This is a genomic window from Methanosarcina sp. (assembly GCF_035390745.1).
Taxonomy (GTDB): domain Archaea; phylum Halobacteriota; class Methanosarcinia; order Methanosarcinales; family Methanosarcinaceae; genus Methanosarcina.
This window is the reverse complement of the sequence record NZ_DAOOUJ010000021.1, coordinates 18,506-42,849: the sequence shown is the minus strand read 5'-3', so window position 1 is coordinate 42,849 and position 24,344 is coordinate 18,506. Positions and strand designations below refer to the sequence as shown.

The window sequence follows — 24,344 nt, the reverse complement described above, 5'->3', positions numbered from 1 at the left end:
AGCGAAGCGACCGAAAAGGACACCGCCCTCCCGAGGCGGAACTCGGGTGGCGCAACTCGGGTGGCGCAACTCGGGTGGCACAATTAGGGGAACGCAACTCGGGAAAGAAAGGAAAGTAAACGAATTCTTTCCTTTCCCTGTTTTTCAATTCATGCCCTTGCTTTCATTTTGTCTATGATAATATAGTCTTTAATGGCGCTTACGGAATCGAAAGGAATCAGGAGGAAATTGTCCTCTTTTTTGTATCTTGTTGCATCAAAGGTAGGGTTCGGGCTGACCATAAGGTCAATAATACGCCCTCCTTTGATTTCAATTACAACATTGCTTAATGTTCCTATCTCCGTTCCGTCGGTAGCCATCACCTGCTTGTTGAAAAGGAGGTTCCTTGCAAATACTTTAGACATTCTTATCTTGTCTCCATGCTCAGTGTTATGCGGGATTCGGGTAAAGCTGGCTTTTCAGTTCAAATACCTTTACTTTATACATTTATTTAGTTTGGACAGGTATACTTTATAAACTCTTCCTTTTTAAGAGTTATTCGTTTAAATTCTTACCTGTATCCCACCAGCCCAGCTGTCTCGACTGGCCTCTGGCCTCCTTTGAACTGCTCCTCGATCTTCTCATAGAACTGAGCAATGTTTTCGTTAATAGTGGGTTTTACTTTCTTAAGGGCTTCCCTGAAATGCCTCATCTCTATCGCTTCTATATCGAAGTTTTCTCTGAGGGCAAACATTACAGCCTCCCTGCATACCGCTTCTATATCAGCACCCACATATCCTTCCGTTATGCTGGCAAGGTTCTCAAGGTCCACATCCTCTGCAAGAGGTGTGTTCTTTGTATGGATCTTAAAGATCTTCAGCCTGCCCTTACGGTCAGGCGCCCCTACATAAACCAGCCTGTCAAAGCGGCCAGGGCGCAGAATTGCAGGGTCAAGCAGGTTAGGACGGTTAGTTGCGGCAATTATGACCACATCTTTGAGAGTTTCAAGCCCGTCCATTTCGGTAAGCAGCTGGTTGAGCACCCTTTCCGAAGTCCGGCTGTCAGTGGATTCCATGCCCTGCATGGCTGCAATGGAATCGATCTCATCAAAGAAGACAACACAGGGGGAGACCTGCCTCGCTTTTTTGAAGGTTTCCCTGATTGCTTTTTCTGACTCTCCAAGCCATTTCGAGAACATCTCGGGCCCTTTGACACTTATGAAATTGGCATTTGACTCTCTGGCAACAGCCTGGGCTATCAGAGTCTTTCCGGTTCCCGGAGGTCCGTAAAGCAGGATCCCCTTTGGAGCCTTTATTCCCATCTTGACAAACTTCTCAGGGTTTTTAATGGGCCACTCAACAGCTTCAATGATCGCATTCTTTGCTTCTTCAAGGCCTCCAACATCGTCCCAGCCAACAGAAGGCATCTCAACAAAGATCTCTCTCAGGGCTGAAGGTTCGGCTTCAAGCAGGGCATCTTCGAAGTTCTTCTTGGTGACAACAATCTTCTCCAGCCTCTCTGGAGGGATTGTATCTATTTCCAGGTCGAGGTCAGGAAGGTTTTCCCTGAGGCACCTCATTGCTGCTTCCTGCACGAGAGCCAGAAGATCTGCACCCACAAAGCCCTGCGTCCTCTCAGCAAGGGACATAAGGTACAGGTTTATCTTTTCTTTCTTTTCCCTCTCTATAGCAGCTTCGTCTGCTTCAATATCGATCCCGGCTTCAGCTTCTATTTCAGGTGTGACCTCAATTTCGGCTTCCACTTCGGTTTCGGATGCACCGGTTTCTTCATCTTTTTCTATCGGCATGCCCCTTGTGTGGATCTGCAGGATCTCATACCTGTCCCTGGTGTCCGGGACTCCTATATGGATTTCTCTGTCAAAACGGCCGGGCCTTCTGAGTGCTGGGTCGATCGCATCCACACGGTTAGTAGCCCCTATAACCACTACCTGCCCTCTTTCCTCCATCCCGTCAAGAAGGGTCAAAAGCTGGGCAACCACACGCCTTTCCACTTCTCCTGTTACATTTTCTCTCTTAGGAGCAATGGAATCGATCTCATCAATGAAGATAACTGAAGGGGCGTCCTGGGTCGCTTCTTCAAAGATCTTTCTCAGCCTTTCCTCACTTTCCCCGTAGAACTTCCCTACAATCTCGGGACCGGCAATGTAATGGAAGCTTGCACCCGATTCATTTGCCACGGCTTTTGCAATCAGGGTCTTTCCGGTCCCGGGCGGGCCGTAGAGGATAACTCCCTTAGGAGGCTCTATATTAAGATGGGCAAAGAGTTCCGGATGTTTCATGGGCATCTCTATCATTTCGCGGACGCGCATGATCTCGTCTCCCAGCCCACCTATGTCTTCATAGGTGGTAACGCCTCTTGTTGCTTTTTCGTAGCCCTGCACCGGCTTTTTCCTGAGTTCAATGTTTGTGGTTTCTGTAATCAGGACAATTGCGTTTGCAGGGTCTGTCTCTACAGCAACCAGGGGGATTACCTGGCTTGTTGTCAGGGATTCTGTCATTGGCTGAGACATTGAGTTTATAATCGGAATTATGTCTCCCCTGAATACAGGCCTTTTAAGGATATGACGTTTTATGATCTCATTTGCATGTTCCCCAAATTGCAGTTCGGGCCCACCCTGAGTCATGCTTTCAGGAAGCGCAAGGACCAGCTTCTTTGCTTCTGGAGCATCAACTTTTTTAATGGTCACCTTCTCCCCTATAGAGACCCCGGCGTTTTGCCGGATGAAATTATCAATGCGCACGATTCCCTGTTCCCAATCCTGCCTGTCTGCTCTCCATACCTTTGCTGTGGTCTTTTTCTTTCCCCTTATCTCCACAATATCGCCGGGAGAGAGCTGAAGTTTCATTAGTGCTGGAGGGTCAAGCCGGATAATTCCTCTTCCAAGGTCAATAGGATATGCCTTTTCAACCTTCAACTGTATTTCTTCCATGGGTCATCCCGAAAATAGTTGTCTTTTTAATTGTAATTCTATCTGGTAATGAACATAAAACGAAAGAATATTTGCTTTCTCGAATTTTCCGGATCGAATACTTCTTAAATGTCGTTTTCTATGGATCGAGTAGTTTTTTAACTCTATTTTCTATATTAGATTCTCTTTTTATTTTAATGCCTGTCATCCGGAAAATTTGTCCTGTATATGTTTATTCTGGAGCATGCCGCTAGTCTAATCAATCTTTGGAAACTTCAGATTGGCACTATATTCTGTTTCCGTTTTGCCCTTCCGGAAAACATACTTTAGCCAGTTTCAGGCCCCCTGAACACCAGATTTCTGGACGCTCAAGTATCGGGCATAACGTAGTATATTTTAACACTCAAGTATTTATATTATAATGTCCGGAAGATGAGTCTTCTATATTCCCCATTAATTAAATAAGTTTACCTTTCACTCTGTTTTCTCTGGAAGGTTAATATATCTACAGCTTCTGTGTATAAAACTGTTTAACAGGATCTGAATTAAACTTTATGATGTTAGGGTTCAGACCTTCCAGTAAAGCAGCCTTTCATACATCGAGTTCGAGTTAATCGAATTCTTGTGATTCATAAATTCCAGGAACTTAAGAGCATGGACCTTGAAAAAGCACAGAACAGGATTATTGACTTTATCCGGAATGAGACTGGCAAAGCAGGTGTAAGCGGGGTAGTTGCAGGCATCAGCGGAGGAATTGATTCTGCCCTAACCGCAACTCTTGCCGTAAAAGCTCTCGGAAAGGACAGGGTCCTTGGCATTCATATGCCCGAAAGCAGCCTTACCCCTGCTGTTGACAGTGAAGATGCCAGGACTCTTGCAGACTGGCTCGGAATAGAGTACCGGACAATTGACATTGCCGGCATTATTTCAGCATTTATGGCTGCTGTTCCGGATAGCGGGTCTGCAGACCGGCTCACCAGAGGCAACCTGAAAGCAAGGACCAGAATGTCCCTCCTCTATTTCCACGCAAACCAGATGAACCGCATGGTTATCGGGACAGGGAACAAAACAGAAATCCTTCTCGGTTACTACACAAAATACGGGGATGGGGGCGTTGACCTCGAACCTATAGGCGGGCTCTACAAAACCGAAGTATGGGAGCTTTCCCGCAGGCTCGGGATTCCCGAATCTCTCATCGCTAAAAAACCTTCTGCCGGATTATGGGCAGGTCAGACCGATGAAGCAGATCTTGGCATTTCATATGTGAAAGTTGATGAAGTGCTCAGAATGATTGAAGATGGTGAAGAGCCCGAAACAATCCTGAATAAAACCGGGGTTTCTGCCGGACAGCTGAAATCTGTTATCCGACGCATTGAGAGAAACGAACATAAAAGAAAGGCTCCTCCTGTGCCGGACCTGTATTGAACTTCCCGGATTATTGGAGTAAAATGCAGGCATGAAACCAGATTAAGGAAAGATGGACATAATCCACATGCCTTAATCCACATGCCTGAGTGATTTAATCGAGCTATTTAATTGGCAGTTTAACTGAACAATTAGAGTCCACAGCATCCGAAGCTTAAGCTGCAGCTTTTCCCTTACCTGGCAGGATGAAGCTTTATATCCCGGCGCTTTTCTCTTGCCAGCGGCTTTGCAAGGTGCCTCCTTGCGCAGGGGGGTACTTCATAGACCCCTGGTTCAAGATTCCTTTCAGTCTCAAACCTTACTTTTGAAAGGGAATGAGTCTCACATTTTTTACAGCGGAACCCCTGTCCCTGCCCTGCGGATTTCATGTGTTTTCCGCAGACGGGACATTCAGGGTTTTCTTCCCTGTAGACCGGGGCAAGATCTTTGATTTCGATTTTTTCTATGTTGAGGGTTCCGGAAGTAACACTTCCTGAAAGGAGGACAAGATCCCCAGGGACCAGCTTTCTTATAAGCGACCTGAAATTTTTTGTAGGTTCGAAGGCTGCGCAGTCGATTTCTCCTCCTTCCCTGTCCCTTATCGCAAAAATAACATGACCTCCTTCAAGGGTTTCAGGGGCAGCCGAAACCTGACCTTCAAGCCTGTAGGAATGCATGTCCCTGATCTCAGCGATATTCTGCGCTGGCAGGAGATGCATATCCGTTCCCTGGTTTGTCCTGAAAACAGCAAAGCGCTCGACAGGTTCTGCCCGGATAAAAGATGCAGCTTTGTTTACTATCTCAGGGCTTTCTCCTCTGATCCCGAATAAGACCGGGTCTGCCGAATGAGGCACACAGACTACAAGCCTGTTAGTAAGGTCCACAGTGTCCCAGGTTTTGGGGTAGGTCTCCCTGTCAGCTTCAAAAAAACTCTCTTTATCCACGCTGCGCTGAGTTCCCCATCTTTCTTTCTGCCTGTATGCCAGATGCTCGAAGGTGAAATCCCATCCCTCAGGATTGAGCATTGCACCGCAGGCTGCAAGGGCGCCTATAAGCCCCCTTCCATTTTTGTAACCCTTTGAGGCGATCCCCAGTTTGGAGATAAGATCCTTTGCTGTCTCTATTTCGATTACTTCTTTTACGGCATCTTCCAGAAAACTCATGAGGACAGGCCTGAGCCTCTCGTAATCTTTTTCCTGAATAAATACCGCGCCAGGGTTAGTCTTTTCGCACTCCATGCGTGCAAGTTCTTCTATTCTTGATGTCACGTGTGCGATTACCTTTTCAGGGCAGTCGGTTTTAAGTTTCAGGGCTACTGCTGCGTTTCCTCTAGTTTTATAAGGAATAGTAGGGTTCAGGCGCACAAGGATGGGAAGAGTTTCTATATTCCCGTATTCCTGCAGTTCTTCAAGCAGCAGGGCTCCCAGATATGTGGTGCACATGCCTTCATTTGAGTCCGTATCGTCAATTCCAATGATCATTTTTTCCGTATCCAGTTTTCTCCCTTATTATTTCTTCAATTGCGGTCCGGGGGAACCATCATTTTCGGGATACTCCGGCTTGTTTTTCCCCTCTAATTCCTGCCAATATTGGAGAAATATATATATAGATGTTCAAACAGAAATTAATAGCGGAATGACAAAAGAGGTTCTCATACATCAAATTATTGATGTATTGGCACGTGCGGGTTTCGCACTCTCTGACCGCTGTAATATACGCCCGAGGAGCTTTGACGTTGCCGCACGGAAAGATGATACACTACTACTTTGCAAGGTTTTATTTAATATTGACGGCCTGAACGAAGAAACAGCAAGGGAAATGAAATACCTTGCTGAGTATCTGGGAGGTTCCGCTATCGTTGTCGGAGCCAAAACAAGGGACCAGATGCTTGAAGACAGTGTTGTCTACATGCGTTATGATATTCTTGCCCTGAACGTCCAGACCCTCCATGATTACTTTGTTGAAAACGTCAGGCCACTGGTGTCGGCAGCACCCGGAGGTCTTTATGTCTCAATAGAAGGAGATCTGCTGAAAAAGGCAAGAATAGACCATTCCATGTCCCTCGGGACTCTGGCTTCCATGGTAGGGGTCTCAAGAAGAACCATCAGCAAATATGAAGAAGAAGGCATGGATGCGTCAATTGATGTCGTAATCCAGCTTGAAGATATTTTCGGGGTAGAACTGGCAAAACCCATAGATATCCTGAAATCCTGCGGAAGCAGAAAGCCGAGGAAGAAAACAGAACCCGAACAGAAAGAGCCAAAGGCAAAACCCAGCAAACTTTTGCCTGAAGACCTGATCCTCAATACAATTTCAATGCTCGGGTATGATGTTCTCCCTACAGCTCAGGCACCTTTTAAAGCCATCTCAAGGGATAAGTCTTCGGTTATCCTTACAGGTGTAAGCGAGTTCAATACAACCGTAATCAAGCGAGCTCACCTGATGAGCAGTATTTCCTTCATTACGGAAACTCAGTCCGTATTCATAATTAATGGGCGTTCCAAACTGAAATCCGTTGAAAACACGGTGCTTATAGAAAAGAAAGAACTCGACAGGATAAGTGATTCTCAGGAACTTCTTGATTTCATAGAGGAGCGCAAGGATACTCACAGCGAAGCATAAACTTCTTCTTTTTTCCGCTGGGTTGTAGATGAAACTGAGATAAACTATTTTTTTCTTTCTTTGAATTTACTCAGGTTTTTATGCGTTATAAAACTCCAAAAGCCTAATATATCACTGTTTCAATCTAAAAGCCTCGATGACGGTAAAGATTGCAGTGCTGGTCTCAGGACGGGGTTCAAATCTCCAGGCGATCATAGATAGCATTGAAAAAGGCTACATAAAAAACGCGGCAGTTAATGTGGTTATTTCCAATAAAGCCGATGCTTATGCGCTTGAACGTGCAAGAAAACACGGAATTAATGCTGTCTTTCTCGATCCCAAAGAACGGGACAGAGATGAATATGACAGGGAAATTCTGAAAGTGCTCAGACAGTACGATACTGACCTTCTTCTGCTTGCAGGCTATTTCCGGCTTCTGGGAACTGATATAATTGAGGCATACCGACACAGGATCCTGAATATCCACCCTTCTCTTCTTCCGGCTTTCAAAGGGCTCCACGCCCAGAAACAGGCTTTTGAATACGGAGTAAAGGTTGCTGGCTGTACTGTGCACTTTGTAGACGAGGGTCTTGATTCTGGTCCTATTATCATCCAGAAGTGCGTACCTGTGCTTCCGGGGGATACCGAAGAGACTCTTACTGACAGGATTCTCGAGCAGGAGCATATTATTTATCCTGAAGCTGTCAGGCTCTTTGTTGAAGGCAAACTTAAAGTTGAAGGCAGAAACGTAATAGCTCTTGATTAAACTTTAAACAGGCAAACAAACTGCAGTAACCCCCGATTGAATCAGTTTTATCAGGGTAAAGAAGGTCAAAATCCTGATCGGAAGGTGAAGTAGCATCGGAAGATAAAGTATATACTATCTGGTAATTCCAGGCTGGACGGATCCGGAGAACTTCTTTAATTAAAGGAAAGACGTACCAAAACGGAATAGATTTTACCAATTAGTTATTCATTAATACTCTGATGGTTATAAGTACATGAAATTATATTAATCACGCAAAACCACCCCTCAACCGAAAGCTTTCAATATTACATAATTTTCTGAGTCTAAGGATTCTCAGGAAATTTTTCATTTGCACTTATCGAAAAACTCAGAAGTTGTTCAGAACTTTCAGTCTCTACTTTCAGGTATGTGACGCAGTTCTTGAGGTTTCAACTTATTCATTCAAAGTTTCAGAATCGTAAGCAAACTTCACTTAATCAATTTACGTTAACAAGAAACCCTACATTCGAACACGTTTTTAATGCATGGATCATAAGGTGACAGTAATGTCTTATATAGAAAAAATCGACCCGGAATTGTTCGAGGCTATCAAAAATGAAGCCGATCGTCAGGAACACAAACTGAACCTGATTGCATCAGAAAACTATGCGAGCAGGGCTGTTATGGAAGCCCAGGGCTCTATCATGACCAACAAGTATGCCGAAGGCTATTCCGGCAAGCGCTATTACGGCGGCTGCGATTTCGTTGATGTTGCCGAAGACCTCGCTATTGCCAGGGCAAAGAAACTTTTCGGGGCAAAGTATGTAAATGTCCAGCCTCACTCAGGTTCAGGCGCCAACATGGCTGTTTATTTCTCTGTACTGCATCCCGGGGACACCATCATGTCCATGGACCTCTCTCACGGTGGACACCTTTCTCACGGCAGCCCTGTAAGTTTCTCAGGAAAACTCTTCAACATCGTGCCATATGGAGTCAGCAGAGAAACTGAAGCCCTGGATTATGATGAATTAATGAAGATGGCAAAAGAATGCAAGCCGAGAATGATCGTATGCGGAGCTTCAGCCTACCCCCGTGTGATTGATTTCAAAAAGTTCAGGGAAATTGCCGATGAAGTCGGAGCCTATCTTCTTGCGGATATTGCCCATATCGCAGGGCTTGTAGTCGCAGGCGTACACCCGAGCCCTGTTCCCTATGCGGATTTTGTTACCACAACCACCCACAAGACCCTGCGCGGTCCGAGGGGTGGAATGATTATCTCAAAGACTGAAGAACTTGCAACAGGCATAAACAAAGCAGTTTTCCCGGGTCTTCAGGGCGGGCCTCTTATGCACATTATAGCAGCAAAAGCAGTCGCCTTCAAAGAAGCCATGTGTGAAGAGTTCAGGCAGGACCAGGCTCAGACCGTAAAGAACGCAAAGGTTCTCTGTTCCTGTCTGAAGCAAAAAGGCTTTGATATTGTTTCAGGCGGCACTGACAACCACCTTATGCTTGTAAACCTTAATAATATGAATATTACAGGCAAGGATGCGGAAGCTGCGCTGAGCAAAGCCGGGATAATTGCCAATAAAAACACCGTTCCTTTCGAGACCCGCAGCCCCTTCATAACCAGTGGAGTTAGGCTCGGGACCCCGGCATGTACCACCAGGGGCATGAAAGAAAAAGAAATGGAACTGGTTGCCGACTACATCGAGACTGCGATTAAGAATGCAGAAAACGATGCTCTGCTGTCGGAAATCAATATTAAGGTAAGGGACCTCTGTTCGAAGTTCCCTGTTTACGGCTAATTGAGGAGATAGGGGGTTTACCAGTGTCAGATGAAAGCTATGAGTCCCGAATCATAGATGGAAAAGTCCTTGCACAGCAGGTTGAAGAAGAGGTGAGGTCGGGCGTAGAAGATCTTGAAAGCAACCGGGGAATCGTTCCCGGACTTGCTACTATCCTTGTAGGGGACGACCCTGCATCAAAGATGTATGTCCGCCTGAAACACAGAGCCTGCGAACGTGTGGGCATCAAAGCAGAAGACTACCTGCTTCCGGCAGACGCTACTCAGGAAGAGCTTCTTGCCCTGATTGATTCCCTTAACAAAAATAAGGATATTCATGGGATCCTGCTACAGCTCCCACTGCCGAAACACTTCTCCCCGCAGGAAGCAATGGAAGCCATATCTCCCGCAAAGGATGCAGATGGTTTTCACCCTTATAATATGGGAAAACTCATGATAGGGGATGAAGGGCTTGTCCCATGTACCCCGCACGGAGTAATAAGGGCACTTGAAGAGTACAATGTTCCTGTTAAGGGAAAAAACGCTGTTATTGTCGGGCACAGCAATGTTGTGGGAAAACCAATGGCTGCAATGCTTCTTAACAGAAATGCAACCGTTTCGGTCTGCCACATCTTTACCGATGACCTGAAGAAATATACCCTTGGTGCCGATATCCTTGTTGTTGCAGCAGGGGTCAAACACCTTATCAAAGCTGACATGGTCAAGGAAGGGGTTGTGATCTTCGATGTGGGGATTACCAAAGAAGAAGACGGCGTATACGGAGACGTGGATTTCGAAAATGTAGTTAAAAAAGCTTCTCTTATTACTCCCGTCCCCGGCGGCGTAGGTCCCCTTACAGTTGCCATGCTTATGAAGCATGTACTCATGTGTGCACAGAAAAGCCTTTAATCTTACTTTTAGGCTTTTTTATCTTTTTCATTTTTACTTTGGATTAAGGTACGAAAATAGTCTTTTTTATTTTTCAACAAAACAAGTAAATTTGTTTTTTCTCCTATTCCATTAGAGTTTACCTTGTTTTTCTTCGGCCTGCCAGTCCGGGTTATTTCCTCCAAATTTTATAAATACTTTTTATTAATCTGGATTTTATTTTCCCTTATTGTGATAAACTTATTTTACACATCAATATTTTTATCTATCATTGAAGCTTATTTTACCAATATACTTGTTTACCATCAATAAATAGTCAAAATCATTAATGAAATCTTAATAAATAGTCTGGCTCGCATAAAATTGCCGGGCTCTAAAATGAGTTGTTTATGATTCCCTGAACAAATCTATCGATGTATTGATGGTATACTGGTTTCATTTGCAGTATGCCTTATTTCCGTATAATTTGCATCTAACCCAAAGAATACAAAACCTCTAAATCCCCCGGTTTACATATTTAAGGTTTCCAGAAACCCTGAACTCCATAAATTATCAAACTTAATCTAAAATTACCCCCAGTCCCCTTTCAGATCCTACAGTCCTCAGTTTCGCAGCCTGAATTTTTTCTTGCCTGCAGAAAGTCTTCCATATGTGGAGTGGAAGACTTTTCAGGAATATTCCCGAACGACTGAGTAAGCTCTATTTGCGGTTTCGATTTAAGGTAATGATACTGAACGGTTTCATAACTTAAAAAATACCTTCAGGCTTAAATTTCATCGTTTAAGAGCACTGTAGAGAAATTGTAACTCTCATGTATGTTATTTCCCTGTCATATTTATCAGGCGCTGTTGCGCTAACCGATTTAATATCTATATAGCTTGGTTGTCAAAAATGGTAATTAATACTGATATCTGCGGTATAAAAGTGGGAGACCAGTATCCTGCGCATGTAATGGGCGTTATCAACCTGAGCCCTGAGTCTTTTTACGAAGGTTCGGTTATAAATCCGGAATCTGCACTTGAGGTTGCCCGGAAAATGGTTGAAGACGGAGCAACTTTTCTGGACATCGGTGCCCGGTCAACATGGCGCTTTTCAGAACCTATTAGCAAAAAAGAAGAACTTGACCGCTTACTGCCCGTGATTGAAGCACTTGAAGGTAATGTGGATGCGGTAATCTCCGTTGATACTATGTTCCCCGAAATCGCAGAAGAAGTTCTCAAAAGGGGAGCACAGATCATAAACGATGTTTCCGGTTTTACTGCAGATCCCCGGATGATAGAAGTAGTGGCAGATCACGGCTGCCCTGCTGTGGTTATGGCTTCAAAAAAAATACCTGGAGACCCACTGGGCATGGACTCCATTATTGAAGCTCTTGATTCCATTATAAATGCTGCCGAGGCTGGAGGGATATCATCTGACAGCCTTATCCTTGATCCTGCAATTGGCAGGTGGATGGACGAGAAGCAGCCAATGTACGATTTTGAAACCCTTGATGACTTTGAGCGCCTCAAAATATTTGAAAAACCTCTGCTTGCAGCCCTATCAAGGAAGTCCTTCATAGGAGAAGTTCTTGGAAAACCGGCAAATGAAAGACTTTACGGCAGCCTGGCTGCAGCGGCAATTGCTGTTTATAAAGGCGCACACATTATCCGTACACATGATGTACCCGAGACTTCTGACGTTGTCAGGCTTTCAGGAGCCCTGAGAAGCCGCCCAAGTGTTGTAAAGGAGGGCAGGTATGAGGTTTCAGTTCTTGAAGTAAAAACTCCTCAGGATGCAGGCATTGCAATGAGGAAAATCGGAGCTACAAGAGTTGGTTCGCAGGTAATGCAGGGAAAGAGCGTCCATCTCGTTTTGAAGATTAAGAACCTTACAACCACAGAAGCTCTGATTATAAAACAGGAGATGCTTGCAAGGGGAGGAGATGCAGCTCTTTCCAGGGATGCAGTTTCCCATGAAACGGAAGCTACCGATTTACTTGTTATGGGTACCCTGTTGCAATTTGGGCGTCTTGCACGGAAACTGGACGGGCAGGCCCGTTCTTTGCCGCTTATCGCAGAGATGATCCGCGAATGTATTTCAAATCGGACTAATCTGGAATACCGATATTTGAGGTAATTATGATTATAACTTCAGCAAAGCCCCTTGAAGAAATCCTGAGCATGTTAAAAGATGAAGACAACATCTTTGTTATCGGATGCAATGTATGTGCTGCAAAACTGAAGACAGGAGGAGAACCTGAAGTCCTTGAGATGTGCAGAAAACTTGAAGAGAGAGGAAAGCATGTAGTTGGCTGGTGTCTCCCTACCGCTGCCTGCAGTATCCGGTCTTTTGATTCTCTTGCCGAGAAAAACGAGAAAATAAACGACGCGAGCTGTGTTATTGTTATGGGCTGCGGTAGTGGTGTTTCTGCTGTTGCAAGTGTTGTGGACCTGCCTGTATATGGTTCTAACAATACTCTTTCACTTGGCGGCTCCAGTGGAGGGAAATTGCTTTCTGATCAGTGTGTTATGTGTGGGGATTGTACTATAAGTCAGTACGGTGGACTCTGCCCTAAGGCCCAGTGCCCTAAAGCGCTTCTTAACGGGCCCTGTGGAGGGGCTGTGGACGGGATGTGCGAGGTCAACAGGGAGAAAAATTGTGTGTGGGCTCTTATTTATGAACGCCTGAAAAAAATCAACAGGCTTGACCTTCTTTATGTTACCCATGCCCCTCAGGAGCATGGCTTTAAATAATTTTATTGGTAAGGCAGGAAGGTAAAGGCACATCTGTCTTTAAGAGCTGAAAGTAAAAGTGTGAAATTTCATTGAAATCCTTTTTTATAGTAATCAAGAGGCTCGATTTCTTTACATTATCAAGCTCCCTAAGGAGCATGGTTTTAAATAATTTCATTTCTAATATTCTTATTTAATGCTCTTTAATTTTCGTGAAAAACTGAATTCCAGAAAATTTCTGGTTACTGCTGAAGTTTCTCCGCCCAAGGGAACAAAATTTTCAGCTCATCTTGAGGATGCCCGACAGATAAAGGATATTGTAGATGCTCTGAATGTTACGGATAACCAGTGCTCAATTATGCATATGAGTTCTCTTGCTTTCAGCAAGCTTCTGCTTGATGAGGGGCATGAACCTATCATGCAGCTTACCTGCCGGGACAGGAATAGAATAGGGCTTCAATCTGATCTTCTGGGTGCATATGCGCTTGGTATAAGGAACATCTGCCTTATGACAGGGGATTATCCTACCTGTGGAGACCATCCGGGTTCAAAGCCTGTTTATGACCTTGACTCAGTACAGCTCATCGAACTTGTGAGGAAGCTCGATTCAGGAATTGATTTTGCAGGTAACAAACTGGATGGAGGAACTTCTTTTTGTGCAGGAGCAGTCTCAGGAATAGATCCTGAAAAGACGATGCAGCTGATAAAGCTCGAAAAGAAGGTAAGGTGCGGATCTGATTTTATCCAGACACAGGCTGTGTATGATGTGGGCATGTTCGAAGAGTTTATGGAAGCTGTAAACCATCTTGAGGTACCTGTAATTGCAGGTTTGATTCCTCTGAAATCCCTGGGTATGGCTGAGTATATGAATGAAAATATCTCGGGAATTCATGTACCTGAAGAAATTATGCTTCGAATGAAAGAGACATCTTCCCCTCTGGAAGAAGGACTTTTGATAGCTTCCGAAACTATAAAAGAACTGACAAAGCTCTCACGAGGGGTTCACATTATGCCAATCGGGTCTCACAAAAACACTCCGAGATTACTTTCGATGGCAGGTATTTCTCAAAAGTGATAATATAGAAAAATCAGCAAATTAATATAAGCGTAGTCTGACGCTCTTTTCATGCCTGGATTTATTATCCAATTCCTGCTCCCTTTCTTATTTTTTGGCTGTAAGGTCCTGATAGAGAAATACTGTTCGAAAAATATCGTTTCCAGATATTTTGAAGTCCCGCCTGACTCCGGCAGTTTTTGAGTATCCTCATATTTTAACTCTTTTTATTCTTCCCTACCCCCGAGGTCTTTGGATACATTTATCAATACCTTACGGTATTTTACGGTTTGATTCTATACATATTGGTTTTATTTTTTTCTAAATCGAGATTAATCACAGTTTTTTAAAGGCATCAAAATGAATCCAGAAATCACTTCCATCCAGATGTTCGGGATTAAGACCCCTATTATTAAAGCAGGAGCCGACATCGTACAGATCCTTGAAGCTTCGCTGCAGGACGCAGGCCTTGTTCCGGTCGACGGAGATATTTTTGTTCTGGCTGAATCTGCTGTTGGTACCGCAGAAAACAGAATTGTCGAACTTGCCAGCGTCATCCCCGGGGAAAAGGCGCTGTTACTTGGGGAAAAATATGGGATAGACCCGAGGGAGATGGAGCTTGTGCTTCAGGAATGCGACGAGGTCTTTGGGGGAGTTCAAGGAGCCGCACTTACAATTACAAAAGGAGTTCTCTCTCCTAATGCTGGAATAGATGCTTCGAATGCTCCTGAAGGTCATGTGGTCCTGCTTCCCAAAGACCCGAGAAAAAGTTCAGATAGCATTCGGAAAAGGCTTGAACAGCGGTATTCCTGTAAATTGGGAGTGATTATAGGAGACAGCAGGACCCAGCCACTGCGGCTTGGCTGCACAGGAATTGCACTTGGAGTTTCTGGTTTTGTGCCTGTGGAAGATGCAAGGGGCACTTTTGACATTTACGGTAAACCCCTCCGCCTTACATATAAAGCAGCGGCAGATAACCTGGTTTCTGCTGCCGAACTCCTTATGGGTGAAGCCGGAGAAAGAGTTCCATGTGTCCTTATCCGGGGGGCTCCGGTAAAAATGATTGACGAATCTCCGGAGATGCCGACAATTTCCATGGAAGGGTGCATGTACTTCGGCAACATTATTAAATACCGAAAAGAAGACAGCGAGTAATGAAATCCATAAATCGCTTGCCGTGGCTCCCTTTCTGGAATAAATTTAAATACCGGCTTGCAGAACTTAGAGAAGCGTTATATATACTCGAAGCTAATATATACAAATTGAGTCCCGACCCTGTATCTGGTAATTTACCTTAAGATCTCTATATTCAGGATTGGGTTTCGGTAGCTGTGCCGTACGGACCCATAAATACGATCCCTTTGTGCGCTGCCGGAGAAGATATCTAAGAACAGAAAAAGTCTCAGACGTTTCAAGTATTGCAGGTGATTTTATGAAACCGATGTTATTGGACTTTTCCGCGACATGGTGTGGACCTTGCAGGATGCAAAAACCTATTCTTGAAGAGCTCGAGAAAAAGTATGGGGATAAGGTTGAGTTTAAAGTTATCGATGTGGATGAAAACCAGGAACTTGCCTCAAAGTACGGCATACACGCTGTCCCGACCCTGATCATTCAGAAGGATGGGGCTGAAGTGAAGCGCTTTATGGGTGTAACTCAGGGCAGTGTACTGGCTTCTGAACTCGATAAGCTTCTCTAACTCCTTTATTCTTCTGAAAAAAGCTGCCCATGGTTCGGGGAACCTGAGGCCGCCAAACTTTTTCTTGATTTCTTTTTAGAAGACTTCTTTCAAGGTCTCCACAGACGGAAGTTTTATCCTCTGAATATTTTTCCAGGCATTTCTTCCACTCTGATTCCACTCTGATATTTCTTCAGGTATTTCTTCTTTAATCCATTAACATCAATAACTTTTTACCCATATTGATAGGAGTTTAGTTTTCCCTTCTTTCAGCAAAACCTCAGCTAAACTTTAAGCTAAAGACAGGAAATCCTGGCTTTAACAGGCTGAATAATTAAAATGATGCTATAAAAGTTTTTTAGCGAGAATATCTGTAAAAATTGCCAAAAATGTGAGAGATCTGCCTGTAAAAACAGGCTTTAATCTTTTTTAAGGCATTTTAATGTCTTTTTTCAGGAGAGCTATATTACTGAGTTTATCGTTAGACTATCTAAATAATATTAGTGCAATAAGATAACTATTTATAATAAGTATAAGTACTTTCTAATAAAGTAAAAACACAAAATAACTTAAAAATAAAACAACTTGAAACAAAAAAACAACTTTACAGTGGGGGAAAAAACATGAGAATAAGAGTGGTTAGTTCCAGGGAAGAAATCTTCACACTTAATCCGAATGAGCGTATTGTTCACCTGGCATTCAGGCCTTCAAATAAAGACATCTTTGGACTGGTTGAAACATGCCCAAAGATTGAGGTAATTCAGTTACCCAAATCTTACATGCGAACGGTTTCAAAATCCATAGAGATGTTCCTTCAGATGCAGAGGGTTCAGCTCCTTGAAGGAGATGTCTGGGGACACAGAAAAGACATCAACGAATACTACAGTATTCCATCCTCAGTAATTGATAAAATAAAGGAAATGAAGAACGAAGGAAAATCCACAGAAGAGATTGAGAAAAAGATTGCAAGGGAAAGTAAGCTTAATCCCGAAATGGTTGCTTATATCCTGAACAAGGAAGTTTCTGTCTGATTATCGGGTTGTGCCTTTAAGGCAATGGCTGGAGATTGGATCGTACATATCATCGATTCCACAAAATTCCTAGATTCCGCAATCATTATCTAATCTCCAGTTTAATTTTTTAAAATTAATCTGAAATTTTAATGTATAACGGATTACTCAACTGCTTTTCTGAATCGGATGTTTGTTGCTGTAGCTTCATCATTCTGATATCTCAATTTCAACATTCTCAAGAGTTTGGCCGCATTCTTCACAGCAACTCAAAGAATGTTCGATTATCTAATCGGGGGTATTAGTCATTTCAAGAGTTGTCCCTTGATGACCTTCTTAACCTCCAGGTTTTTTACCATTCTTTTTGCGGAGGCTCTTGGGATTAGGTTTCTCTTTGATAAAGAAATCAGTAGAAGGAGGTCTACTTCTGTTACGACTATTTTAATTTAGGCGAGCTTCCAGCGCTTGCAACCTTTCTGTGAGTTCTTTAATTTGAGATTCAAGACTCAAAATGTAATCAAGAACTTCGGGGTTTGAAGCAAAAGCAAGAATCTCTCACGTTTCACAAATGAAAAAAAAAGTCATTTTATATCCAATTTTTCCTCGGAATGGGGAAAATAGGGTAGCCTTCAAAAAGACACCTGAATAGTTACAAATAAATGTTTAATAAACATAAATAGACAATTAAAAATAAGAAGTAATAGAAATAAAACAGTAATAAAACTTTAGAAGTAATAAAGCAATATAACGTCAGACTTAAAAAGTAACACATAAAAGAAAAATAATAAAATTACAAAGCAATAAAAATTAAAAGAAAAAAAATGAAATGGGAACCTGAAAACACACTTTAGCGTATCAGGCAATAACATCCTTTCTGAGGATGTATGCAACCATTTCTGGGTTAAGCTTGCTCTCCCTTGAGACTTTTTCTTCAATAGCCTCTGTGGATTTGCCTTCAATCTTCAGTTCCTTTATCTCCTCAATTATGGAGGAAGGAATGCGGTAATACTCGTTTATGTCCTTTCTGTGGCCCCAGACATCTCCTTCGATGAGCTGGATGCGCTGCATTTCAAGGAACATTTCTATGGACTTTGAGACCGTACGCCTGTATGATTTAGGAAGCTGTATTACCTCAATCTTTGGGCAGTTCTCAACCAAGGAAAAAATGTCCTTGTTTGAAGGCCTGAAAGCCAGGTGAACTATTCTTTCGTTGGGATTCAATGTAAAGATTTCTTCTCTAGAACTCACAACCCTTATTTTCAAAGTTTGTCCTCCCGATCTATTGATTTTTTTTCATCTGAAGATAAAAAATTCTTCATTAAATATTTTTCTATAACTGCATGATTTATTTGCAAATAACTAGTATTTACATTCTTTCTTTTATCATTTCATATTTTTTAGACAGATAATAAAAATCATTATCTTGAACCGCATTTATTTAAACATAATCAATAAATTTAGAACATTCCGTGTTTTGAGAAGTATTGGGGATAATACCAGGAAAACCCAGAATATAGTGAAATTTTATTTCTTTTGTCGCAGGTCAGGGCATCTTTAATATTTTATCTCGTGTCTCTGTTAACTCCAGATTAACCCTTTTATTTTATGAAAACTCTCACTGGATCTATTTTTGCAGAAGTTCTCTATAGAAGACCAACAATCCAAATTTACATAGTAACTCATTTATTCTAACGCAAAGTATCCGGATTACACATACTCAACCTCCCGATAACCCAGATTAAACTAGACAGATGCTGATTCCCAGCGGAAGAAGCAATTCGTATATCTTCAGACATTTTAGAATCAGATTTTTCTGAATTCAATTGAATACTCTTTTTTGTTTGCAAAAAGGCAGGTATATGAAGAGAACGAAAAAATCTGTGCAGACGCTGGTTTATCGGGACATAATTTGAACATTTATCAACAAAGCAATCTTTAATAAATGTATCTATTTTGTACGATAGTCAGAGAGTTGCAGTACAGAAGGAACAGTGGACACAGGAAAAATTGATGAATTACGAAATGTGGGAAGCAGAATTCTCCTGATATTTCTCATTCCAGCACTGTTAAAAAGAAACTTGAATGGTAAACAAGTAAAACCGCATTAAAAGCACTGCAGGTAAAATCACTTTTCTCATTGAACTGGAGAAATAAGAGGCCCACCTGAAATATGTTAGTTTTCGGCGGAGTGAGGTTTTGACGATAATTGGAATATTGGTGACTTCCTTTCTGTTTTATTACATGTTTAAATACGCTGACGAGGGAAACCTTTTCATGGTAATTGCACTCCCACTATTAATTTCTTTTGTTGCGCTAATAGCAGCGAGATTTATGGGGTCTACAATTAAGGAGTAACTCATAACCGAAAAAGAAAACTGCCCAAAAAACGCATATGACATTCATGGAATAACAAGCCCAAAAAATTAAAGTTCCTGAGACACTTTCATGCCAAAGAAACAGAAATATAACAAAAAGGTTTGAGAGAAATTATACGTTTTACAGGATAAAACTAAAAATGGTCATTTCTTAAGGCAACTTTCATTTTTAATTTTTCTAAATAAGTTAAGTATTTAAAAACAGAGTCAATTAAAAAATTTGTCAGTACAATTTTTACAGGACATACAAAAACAATACCTTCAATAATATATATTAAATAATTATTCTTGCAGGACAAGCTACTTTTTTCAGAACTAATTTTTGATTTTATCCCAGCAGAACCTATCAGGTCAGATCTATTTATTTCTCCGGTTGTGACGTATTATACAGGAAATTAGGCACACTGCCTTCTTCTTCCTGAAAATGAAGATAATTGAACTTGAAATGTCAGAAAATCACACAACTTTTATAAAATGTTATGTTCATTATACTTCAGATACTACTTTAAAGAGGCCCATGCATGGAAGACCCTGTTGTTGCAAAAATCAAAGGTCAGTTCGATAAAAAAGGAAATCCAGCAAAGATTCCACTTATGAGCGGAAAACAATCCTTCGAAGCCAGAGCCGAAAAAGACGGAATCTATGTTGATAACCTGAAAAGCCAGCCGTTTCTCCCATGGAAAACATTCTCTGAAACCGTTAACTTTCTGCAAAAAAAAGATGGGAAGGCAAAAAAAGGAAATGCAACAAATTCCAGGCTGGGAGATCCAAACCTTGACCTGAATACCGTGGAAGGTTATATTGCCAGTGAAGTCTTCGGCTGCAAGACAGGAGACACCGTATTTAAGAGGGTTACACCATTAGCCGCAATTCTCGCCTGGGCTGAAATCTGTGAAAACACAAGAGGACATCTCCGCCTTCTTTCAGAAATAAAAGAGCCTCAAACATTAAAATCAGAAGAAGACATTCCTGAAACAGAAGCCTCTAAAATAGGTTCTTCTCTCATTCCAGCAGGAAAGGAAATTAAAGAAAAAGAAGAAGATATAAATTCCCTTAATATTCAGCTTGAAAAGAAGAATTCCGAGTTAAAACGGCTGGAAACAGAACTTTCAGAAAGCCTGCGGAAAGTTAGAGAAGTTGAGGAACTGTTTACAGGCAGAGACCGGGAAATTGGAGTTTTAAGGGAAGAACTTGAGGAAAAAACCGGAAGAATAAGCACTCTTGAAAAATACCTGTCGGATTCGGAAGAAAGTATAAAAAACCTTGAGGATTGCCTTGCTAAAAGAGATGAAGCTATAAAGGGGCTTGAAGAACAGCTTACTCAAAAAGATGAAGCAATTAAAGGACTCGAAAGCAGAATTACCCAGAATGGCAGTATTCTTGAAGAACTTAAAACCCGATTGAATGAAAGAGAAGAAACTATAAGCGTTTATGAAAAAGGAATTCAGGAAAAAGAGTCAAAAATTCAGGAATTGCTTGAAAGCCTTGCAGAAAAGGACGCTGCTACCGTTAAACTCGAGTCCAGAATTAATGAAAATGGACGTGAGAAGAATAATCTGGAGAGGGCTCTCAAAGCAAAAACCGAAGAAATAAAGAGTCTTCAAGAAAAGATCCTTGAAAAAGAAAAAGCCATAAAAAACCTTGAAGAAAGCATTTCAGTGAAGGACAGGGACCTTAAGACTCTTGCAGAAGATGTTATTGCAAAGAGCGGGGAAATAAAGAAAATTGAGGAAAAGTTCACAGGCAAGGAAAGAACAATAAATACTCTGGAAGCCATGCTCGCCGCAAGCGGAGAAAAATTAAGAAAGCTTGAAAAGCAGCTCTCAGAATACAGGGGCGAAGAAAAACTTGCAGAAGAGCTCAGGGAAAAAGACGAGCTGATAAAACAACTCAAAAGAACGATTGTAAGCAAAGAAGAAGAGGTTTCCAGGCTCAACGAGGAAAACAGAAAGCACAGGATGCAGCAGAGATTTTCAGCTGAAGGATTAAAGCAGATAGAAGAGCAAAAAGCCTCAAAGAAATGGTGGAAACGCCTGTAAGCGGATATAAAACTGCTGATATTAATTAAACTAAAAATCTGTTTAAACTTATCGAATTCAAAACCTTTTTAAACTTTATTCATGCCCGGACTTTCAGGGCCAGTTGAAAGGAAAGAACTGTGAAGCAGATGGAGGATCATATCAGGGCTGATTTTCCTGAGACTTGTTATCTCACCGATAATCTCTTCCTCAGTCCTCCCCTGGACCTCAAGTTCCTTTATTTTTTCAAGTACATAAGAAGGAATTACAAAATAATTATTAAGGTCATGCCAGTGCCCGCTGACATCCCCTTTCACGAGATGAATGCCTGAAGAAGTAAGGTACATCTTTATAAATTTTGATAGCCCGTCATAGGACGATGCCGGAAGCTGAAGGATTTCAATTTTAGGGCATGTCTTGACAAGACTGAAGAGATCCTTATCCGAGGGCCGAAAAGCGAGATGCACTGCCCTTTCCTCGTGTTCAAGGCTAGAGATTTCATCCCTGCTGGTTACCACTCTAATTCGTATACTACCTAGCCCCATTTTATGCTCCCACTCTAATGTAAGCATGGATCATTTATTTAATTTTGTATTTCAGTTTTTCGGATTAAATTTCAGTATGTTGAATGAGTAAGTTCCAGATAAGAACCGTCAAAAGCGGCGAATGTTGATTTCTGTCCTCCGGACTTAAATAGTCCCTTCATCATTGAGTTCCCTTTGAATCTTCTCTAAGCCGGCTGCTACAGCCTGCCCAAAGGAAATACACCCATCCCCGCAGGGGACCTGGCGGTGGCTCAGGAATTCAAAACCTGCCTCCTTTACAGTTCCTGCGATGCACGAAGTGATGTGATCATTGTAGGCGACCCCTCCACTCAGGCCTATCTTTTCAAATCCCCTTTTTGCAGCAAGAGACGCGGCAAGTTCTGAAATCCCTGTTGCAAGGCTTTCCTCAACCGCAAAAGCAAGATTTGAAGGGGAATACTTTCCGGAAAGTTCATATACCCCCATAAGAAGCTCGGTGGTATCAAGCACAGGAACTCCGGAATCCCTGTCTTTCTTAAAAACCACAGGCAGATCAACCATATGGGTGCTCGCCCTTGCGGCAGCTTCAAGTTTCATTGACGGCTCCCCGTCATAGGTCCTTACCGCGCATATCCCAAGCAAGGCAGCCGCTGCATCCAGTACTCTTCCTGTACTGCTGCTTCGTACAACATTTACACCCGTTTCAAGCTGTTTCATTACAGTTGAAAACTCCGCAGCTCCTTTCGGAAAAGTAAGGGGAAGTTTTTCAAGTTCTGTTCTTCCAAGTCCCCCGGAAAGGATCCCCAGAACCATCCTTGAAGGCACCTTCGAGGCAAGGTCTCCCCCGGGCATTGGCTGAGGAAGTAAATGCCCGGCACGCTCAAATCCGAAGTAAGAGGACTCAAAGAGTTCCCCTCCCCAGACTGTGCCATCACTGCCGTATCCGACTCCGTCAAGAGCGATTCCGAGAATTCTGGAATCCAGAGGCAGGGAATTGTCAGCCATAAGTGCCAGCATGTGGGCGTAATGATGCTGGACCTGAAGCGTATCCTCTCTCCCCATCTTCAGCGCGAAACGGGTAGTGTTAAATGCAGGGTGCAGGTCACAGCCCCAGTAAAGAGGATCGATTCCGGTAAGCCTGATAAGGTGCCTGACAACTTCGGAGTGGTACCTGAAGGTTTCTACGTGACTGGTATTTCCTATATACTGAGAAATATAGGCAAGCTTTCCTTTTGCCACAGTCACCGTGGAATTCATTTCAGCCCCTACCCCTATTGAAGCTTTGATTTCGAAAGGCAGATCTATGGGTTCAGGCACAAAACCACGTGAACGCCTGATAAAGGCCGCTCGTCCGTTCACGATCCGGATAACCGTATCGTCGTTCCGGTTTGCAATAACCCTGTTGTGCAGCAGGTAAAAATCGACAATTCCTTTAAGTTTTTCAAGCGCCTCCTTGTTGTCGACAACCATGGGCCTTCCCGGAAGGTTTGCAGAGGTCATAACATATACAGCATCAGGTACACGGTCAAAAAGCAGATTCTGTGTGCCTGTATAGGGAAGCATGACTCCTATATTGTGAAGGTTGGGGGCAACAGATTCCGCCAGGGAGAACTCCTTTGACCTGGGAAGCACAGTAATGGGGCGGCGATAGGATGTAAGGTACTCTCCACCTCCATCTTCGAGTTCTGCAAAAGACTCCACAATACCGGCATTTTTTGCCATGACCGCAAAAGGTTGTTCCGGGCGCCTTAACCGGTTTCTGAGCTCATTTACAGGCTCTTCCTTCCGTGCATTACAGGCAATATGGAAACCCCCAAATCCTTTTACAGCAAGAATTGAGCCCTGCTGAAGAAGATCCGATGCCCGGGTAATTGCTTCATATCCTTTTGCCAGTACATTTCCTTCAGGATCAGAAAGCCAGATCTCTGGCCCGCATCTGGGACAGCAGACAGGCTGTGCATGGTATCTTCGATTAAGAGGGTCAGTATACTCTTTTTCACACTCGGGGCAAAGAGGAAAATCTGCCATAGTGGTATTTTCCCGGTCATAAGGAAGGGTTCGGACTGTCGTATATCTAGGCCCGCAATTTGTGCATACTGTAAAAGGATAATGGTAATACCTTGAAGAAGGATCAAAAATCTCAGCCCTGCACTGCTCGCAAATAGCCGTATCAGGAGGTATTATAGAATTTTCAAAAACTCCGGATTCACTGGGAACGATAATAAATTTGGAATATCCTGAAAAAGGGACATTTTTTGTTTTGATTTCCGTAACTTTAGCAAGAGGAGGCTTTTTTTCCGGAAGTTCTTTAATAAAATTATCAAGGCTTTTCCGATCCCCTTCTATAAGAATTTCCACATAGTTTCCCAGATTTTTAACGTATCCAGAAAGCCCATTCGCTTTTGCAATCTGATATATAAAAGGGCGAAATCCTACACCCTGTACAGTGCCGGTAATATGGAGAAGCCTTGCCTCGTTTTGCATACAAGCAAAGATTGCCGTTTGTCGTTAAAATAGCTTTCTAAATAATAAAAGTATTCAGAAGGATATCATTCAGTAGATTTCAGAAGGATATCATTACAGAATATCACTAATAAGTAAAATTTGAACTGCAGATTGCAGGCATAGAAAATGTCAAGTCCCAATCCATGATACAGAGT

General features: G+C 42.7%; 19 protein-coding genes and 1 pseudogene. 12 read left to right on the top strand and 8 right to left on the bottom strand.

Annotated elements, in window-relative coordinates; translation table 11 throughout:
- Positions 1-149 precede the first annotated feature (149 nt).
- Together PLL47_RS07070 and PLL47_RS07065 are read right to left on the bottom strand one after the other, a co-directional pair.
- Positions 150-404 (bottom strand): PRC-barrel domain-containing protein, encoded by a 255-nt coding sequence (locus PLL47_RS07070; RefSeq protein ID WP_324445485.1) that lies wholly within the window; start codon positions 402-404, stop codon positions 150-152.
- 146 nt (positions 405-550) lie between these two features.
- Positions 551-2,929: a CDC48 family AAA ATPase gene (locus PLL47_RS07065; RefSeq protein ID WP_324445484.1), complete on the bottom strand. Its 2,379-nt coding sequence runs from the start codon at positions 2,927-2,929 to the stop codon at positions 551-553.
- 633 nt (positions 2,930-3,562) lie between these two features.
- Here PLL47_RS07065 and PLL47_RS07060 point away from each other — a divergent pair.
- Positions 3,563-4,333 carry an NAD+ synthase gene (locus tag PLL47_RS07060; RefSeq protein WP_324445483.1) on the top strand — a complete coding sequence of 257 codons (771 nt, stop codon included), beginning with the start codon at positions 3,563-3,565 and terminating at the stop codon, positions 4,331-4,333.
- 173 nt (positions 4,334-4,506) lie between these two features.
- On the opposite strand, the gene PLL47_RS07055 is transcribed toward PLL47_RS07060, so the two are convergent.
- Complete coding sequence (locus PLL47_RS07055; protein WP_324445482.1) at positions 4,507-5,793, bottom strand: TiaS agmantine-binding domain-containing protein; 1,287 nt, start codon at positions 5,791-5,793, stop codon at positions 4,507-4,509.
- 154 nt (positions 5,794-5,947) lie between these two features.
- Here PLL47_RS07055 and PLL47_RS07050 point away from each other — a divergent pair, with 154 nt between their 5' ends.
- The 4 genes from PLL47_RS07050 (at position 5,948) to PLL47_RS07035 (ending at position 10,332) form a co-directional block, all read left to right on the top strand.
- Positions 5,948-6,934: a transcriptional regulator gene (locus PLL47_RS07050; RefSeq protein WP_324445481.1), complete on the top strand. Its 987-nt coding sequence runs from the start codon at positions 5,948-5,950 to the stop codon at positions 6,932-6,934.
- A gap of 136 nt (positions 6,935-7,070) precedes the next feature.
- Positions 7,071-7,679: a phosphoribosylglycinamide formyltransferase gene (purN, locus tag PLL47_RS07045; RefSeq protein WP_324445480.1), complete on the top strand. Its 609-nt coding sequence runs from the start codon at positions 7,071-7,073 to the stop codon at positions 7,677-7,679.
- 527 nt (positions 7,680-8,206) lie between these two features.
- Complete coding sequence (gene glyA, locus PLL47_RS07040; protein WP_324445479.1) at positions 8,207-9,445, top strand: bifunctional serine hydroxymethyltransferase/L-allo-threonine aldolase; 1,239 nt, start codon at positions 8,207-8,209, stop codon at positions 9,443-9,445.
- A gap of 23 nt (positions 9,446-9,468) precedes the next feature.
- The gene (locus tag PLL47_RS07035; RefSeq protein WP_324445478.1) at positions 9,469-10,332 is read left to right on the top strand and encodes a bifunctional methylenetetrahydrofolate dehydrogenase/methenyltetrahydrofolate cyclohydrolase; all 864 of its coding nucleotides are present in this window, start codon (positions 9,469-9,471) and stop codon (positions 10,330-10,332) included.
- An 8-nt stretch (positions 10,333-10,340) separates the two neighbouring features.
- Here the strand turns inward: PLL47_RS07035 and PLL47_RS07030 are convergent, their stop codons facing one another.
- Positions 10,341-10,496 (bottom strand): hypothetical protein, encoded by a 156-nt coding sequence (locus PLL47_RS07030; RefSeq protein WP_324445477.1) that lies wholly within the window; start codon positions 10,494-10,496, stop codon positions 10,341-10,343.
- Between the two features lie 706 nt (positions 10,497-11,202).
- On the opposite strand from PLL47_RS07030, the gene folP reads away from it, so the two are divergent.
- The 6 genes from folP (at position 11,203) to PLL47_RS07000 (ending at position 16,788) form a co-directional block, all read left to right on the top strand.
- Entirely contained in the window at positions 11,203-12,429 is a 1,227-nt protein-coding gene (folP, locus tag PLL47_RS07025; protein WP_324445476.1) for a dihydropteroate synthase, read from the top strand.
- Positions 12,430-12,431: 2 nt separating this feature from the next.
- Positions 12,432-13,046 carry a methylenetetrahydrofolate reductase C-terminal domain-containing protein gene (locus tag PLL47_RS07020; protein ID WP_324445475.1) on the top strand — a complete coding sequence of 205 codons (615 nt, stop codon included), beginning with the start codon at positions 12,432-12,434 and terminating at the stop codon, positions 13,044-13,046.
- A 175-nt stretch (positions 13,047-13,221) separates the two neighbouring features.
- On the top strand, positions 13,222-14,100 hold the full coding sequence (locus PLL47_RS07015) for a methylenetetrahydrofolate reductase (RefSeq protein WP_324445474.1): 879 nt from the start codon (positions 13,222-13,224) through the stop codon (positions 14,098-14,100).
- Positions 14,101-14,439: 339 nt separating this feature from the next.
- Entirely contained in the window at positions 14,440-15,234 is a 795-nt protein-coding gene (gene cofE, locus PLL47_RS07010; RefSeq protein WP_324445473.1) for a coenzyme F420-0:L-glutamate ligase, read from the top strand.
- A gap of 277 nt (positions 15,235-15,511) precedes the next feature.
- Complete coding sequence (trxA, locus tag PLL47_RS07005) at positions 15,512-15,778, top strand: thioredoxin (RefSeq protein WP_324445472.1); 267 nt, start codon at positions 15,512-15,514, stop codon at positions 15,776-15,778.
- 602 nt (positions 15,779-16,380) lie between these two features.
- Positions 16,381-16,788 carry a DUF1699 family protein gene (locus PLL47_RS07000; protein WP_324445471.1) on the top strand — a complete coding sequence of 136 codons (408 nt, stop codon included), beginning with the start codon at positions 16,381-16,383 and terminating at the stop codon, positions 16,786-16,788.
- A gap of 192 nt (positions 16,789-16,980) precedes the next feature.
- On the opposite strand, the pseudogene PLL47_RS06995 reads toward PLL47_RS07000, so the two are convergent.
- Both PLL47_RS06995 and PLL47_RS06990 read right to left on the bottom strand, forming a co-directional pair.
- Positions 16,981-17,319 (bottom strand): annotated as a pseudogene (locus PLL47_RS06995) (DUF6444 domain-containing protein); the annotation flags it as partial.
- A 303-nt stretch (positions 17,320-17,622) separates the two neighbouring features.
- Positions 17,623-18,030 (bottom strand): DUF1699 family protein, encoded by a 408-nt coding sequence (locus PLL47_RS06990; protein ID WP_048137343.1) that lies wholly within the window; start codon positions 18,028-18,030, stop codon positions 17,623-17,625.
- 1,633 nt (positions 18,031-19,663) lie between these two features.
- Here PLL47_RS06990 and PLL47_RS06985 point away from each other — a divergent pair.
- Positions 19,664-21,181 carry a coiled-coil domain-containing protein gene (locus tag PLL47_RS06985; protein WP_324445470.1) on the top strand — a complete coding sequence of 506 codons (1,518 nt, stop codon included), beginning with the start codon at positions 19,664-19,666 and terminating at the stop codon, positions 21,179-21,181.
- 68 nt (positions 21,182-21,249) lie between these two features.
- On the opposite strand, the gene PLL47_RS06980 is transcribed toward PLL47_RS06985, so the two are convergent.
- Both PLL47_RS06980 and hypF read right to left on the bottom strand, forming a co-directional pair.
- On the bottom strand, positions 21,250-21,705 hold the full coding sequence (locus PLL47_RS06980; protein WP_324445487.1) for a DUF1699 family protein: 456 nt from the start codon (positions 21,703-21,705) through the stop codon (positions 21,250-21,252).
- Between the two features lie 144 nt (positions 21,706-21,849).
- Positions 21,850-24,168: a carbamoyltransferase HypF gene (gene hypF, locus PLL47_RS06975; RefSeq protein ID WP_324445469.1), complete on the bottom strand. Its 2,319-nt coding sequence runs from the start codon at positions 24,166-24,168 to the stop codon at positions 21,850-21,852.
- Between the last annotated feature and the right edge of the window lie 176 nt (positions 24,169-24,344).

What these genes read in the sequence shown, in the direction of transcription:
- PLL47_RS07015 (WP_324445474.1), top strand. Translation starts at nt 13,222, where the DNA reads ATGCTCTTTAATTTTCGTGAAAAACTGAATTCCAGAAAATTTCTGGTT.
- PLL47_RS07070 (WP_324445485.1), bottom strand. Translation starts at nt 404, where the DNA reads ATGTCTAAAGTATTTGCAAGGAACCTCCTTTTCAACAAGCAGGTGATG.
- purN (WP_324445480.1), top strand. Translation starts at nt 7,071, where the DNA reads ATGACGGTAAAGATTGCAGTGCTGGTCTCAGGACGGGGTTCAAATCTC.
- PLL47_RS06985 (WP_324445470.1), top strand. Translation starts at nt 19,664, where the DNA reads ATGGAAGACCCTGTTGTTGCAAAAATCAAAGGTCAGTTCGATAAAAAA.
- PLL47_RS06980 (WP_324445487.1), bottom strand. Translation starts at nt 21,705, where the DNA reads ATGGGGCTAGGTAGTATACGAATTAGAGTGGTAACCAGCAGGGATGAA.
- glyA (WP_324445479.1), top strand. Translation starts at nt 8,207, where the DNA reads ATGTCTTATATAGAAAAAATCGACCCGGAATTGTTCGAGGCTATCAAA.
- PLL47_RS07050 (WP_324445481.1), top strand. Translation starts at nt 5,948, where the DNA reads ATGACAAAAGAGGTTCTCATACATCAAATTATTGATGTATTGGCACGT.
- PLL47_RS07065 (WP_324445484.1), bottom strand. Translation starts at nt 2,929, where the DNA reads ATGGAAGAAATACAGTTGAAGGTTGAAAAGGCATATCCTATTGACCTT.
- PLL47_RS07000 (WP_324445471.1), top strand. Translation starts at nt 16,381, where the DNA reads ATGAGAATAAGAGTGGTTAGTTCCAGGGAAGAAATCTTCACACTTAAT.
- PLL47_RS07055 (WP_324445482.1), bottom strand. Translation starts at nt 5,793, where the DNA reads ATGATCATTGGAATTGACGATACGGACTCAAATGAAGGCATGTGCACC.
- PLL47_RS07020 (WP_324445475.1), top strand. Translation starts at nt 12,432, where the DNA reads ATGATTATAACTTCAGCAAAGCCCCTTGAAGAAATCCTGAGCATGTTA.
- PLL47_RS07060 (WP_324445483.1), top strand. Translation starts at nt 3,563, where the DNA reads ATGGACCTTGAAAAAGCACAGAACAGGATTATTGACTTTATCCGGAAT.
- folP (WP_324445476.1), top strand. Translation starts at nt 11,203, where the DNA reads ATGGTAATTAATACTGATATCTGCGGTATAAAAGTGGGAGACCAGTAT.
- trxA (WP_324445472.1), top strand. Translation starts at nt 15,512, where the DNA reads ATGAAACCGATGTTATTGGACTTTTCCGCGACATGGTGTGGACCTTGC.
- cofE (WP_324445473.1), top strand. Translation starts at nt 14,440, where the DNA reads ATGAATCCAGAAATCACTTCCATCCAGATGTTCGGGATTAAGACCCCT.
- hypF (WP_324445469.1), bottom strand. Translation starts at nt 24,168, where the DNA reads ATGCAAAACGAGGCAAGGCTTCTCCATATTACCGGCACTGTACAGGGT.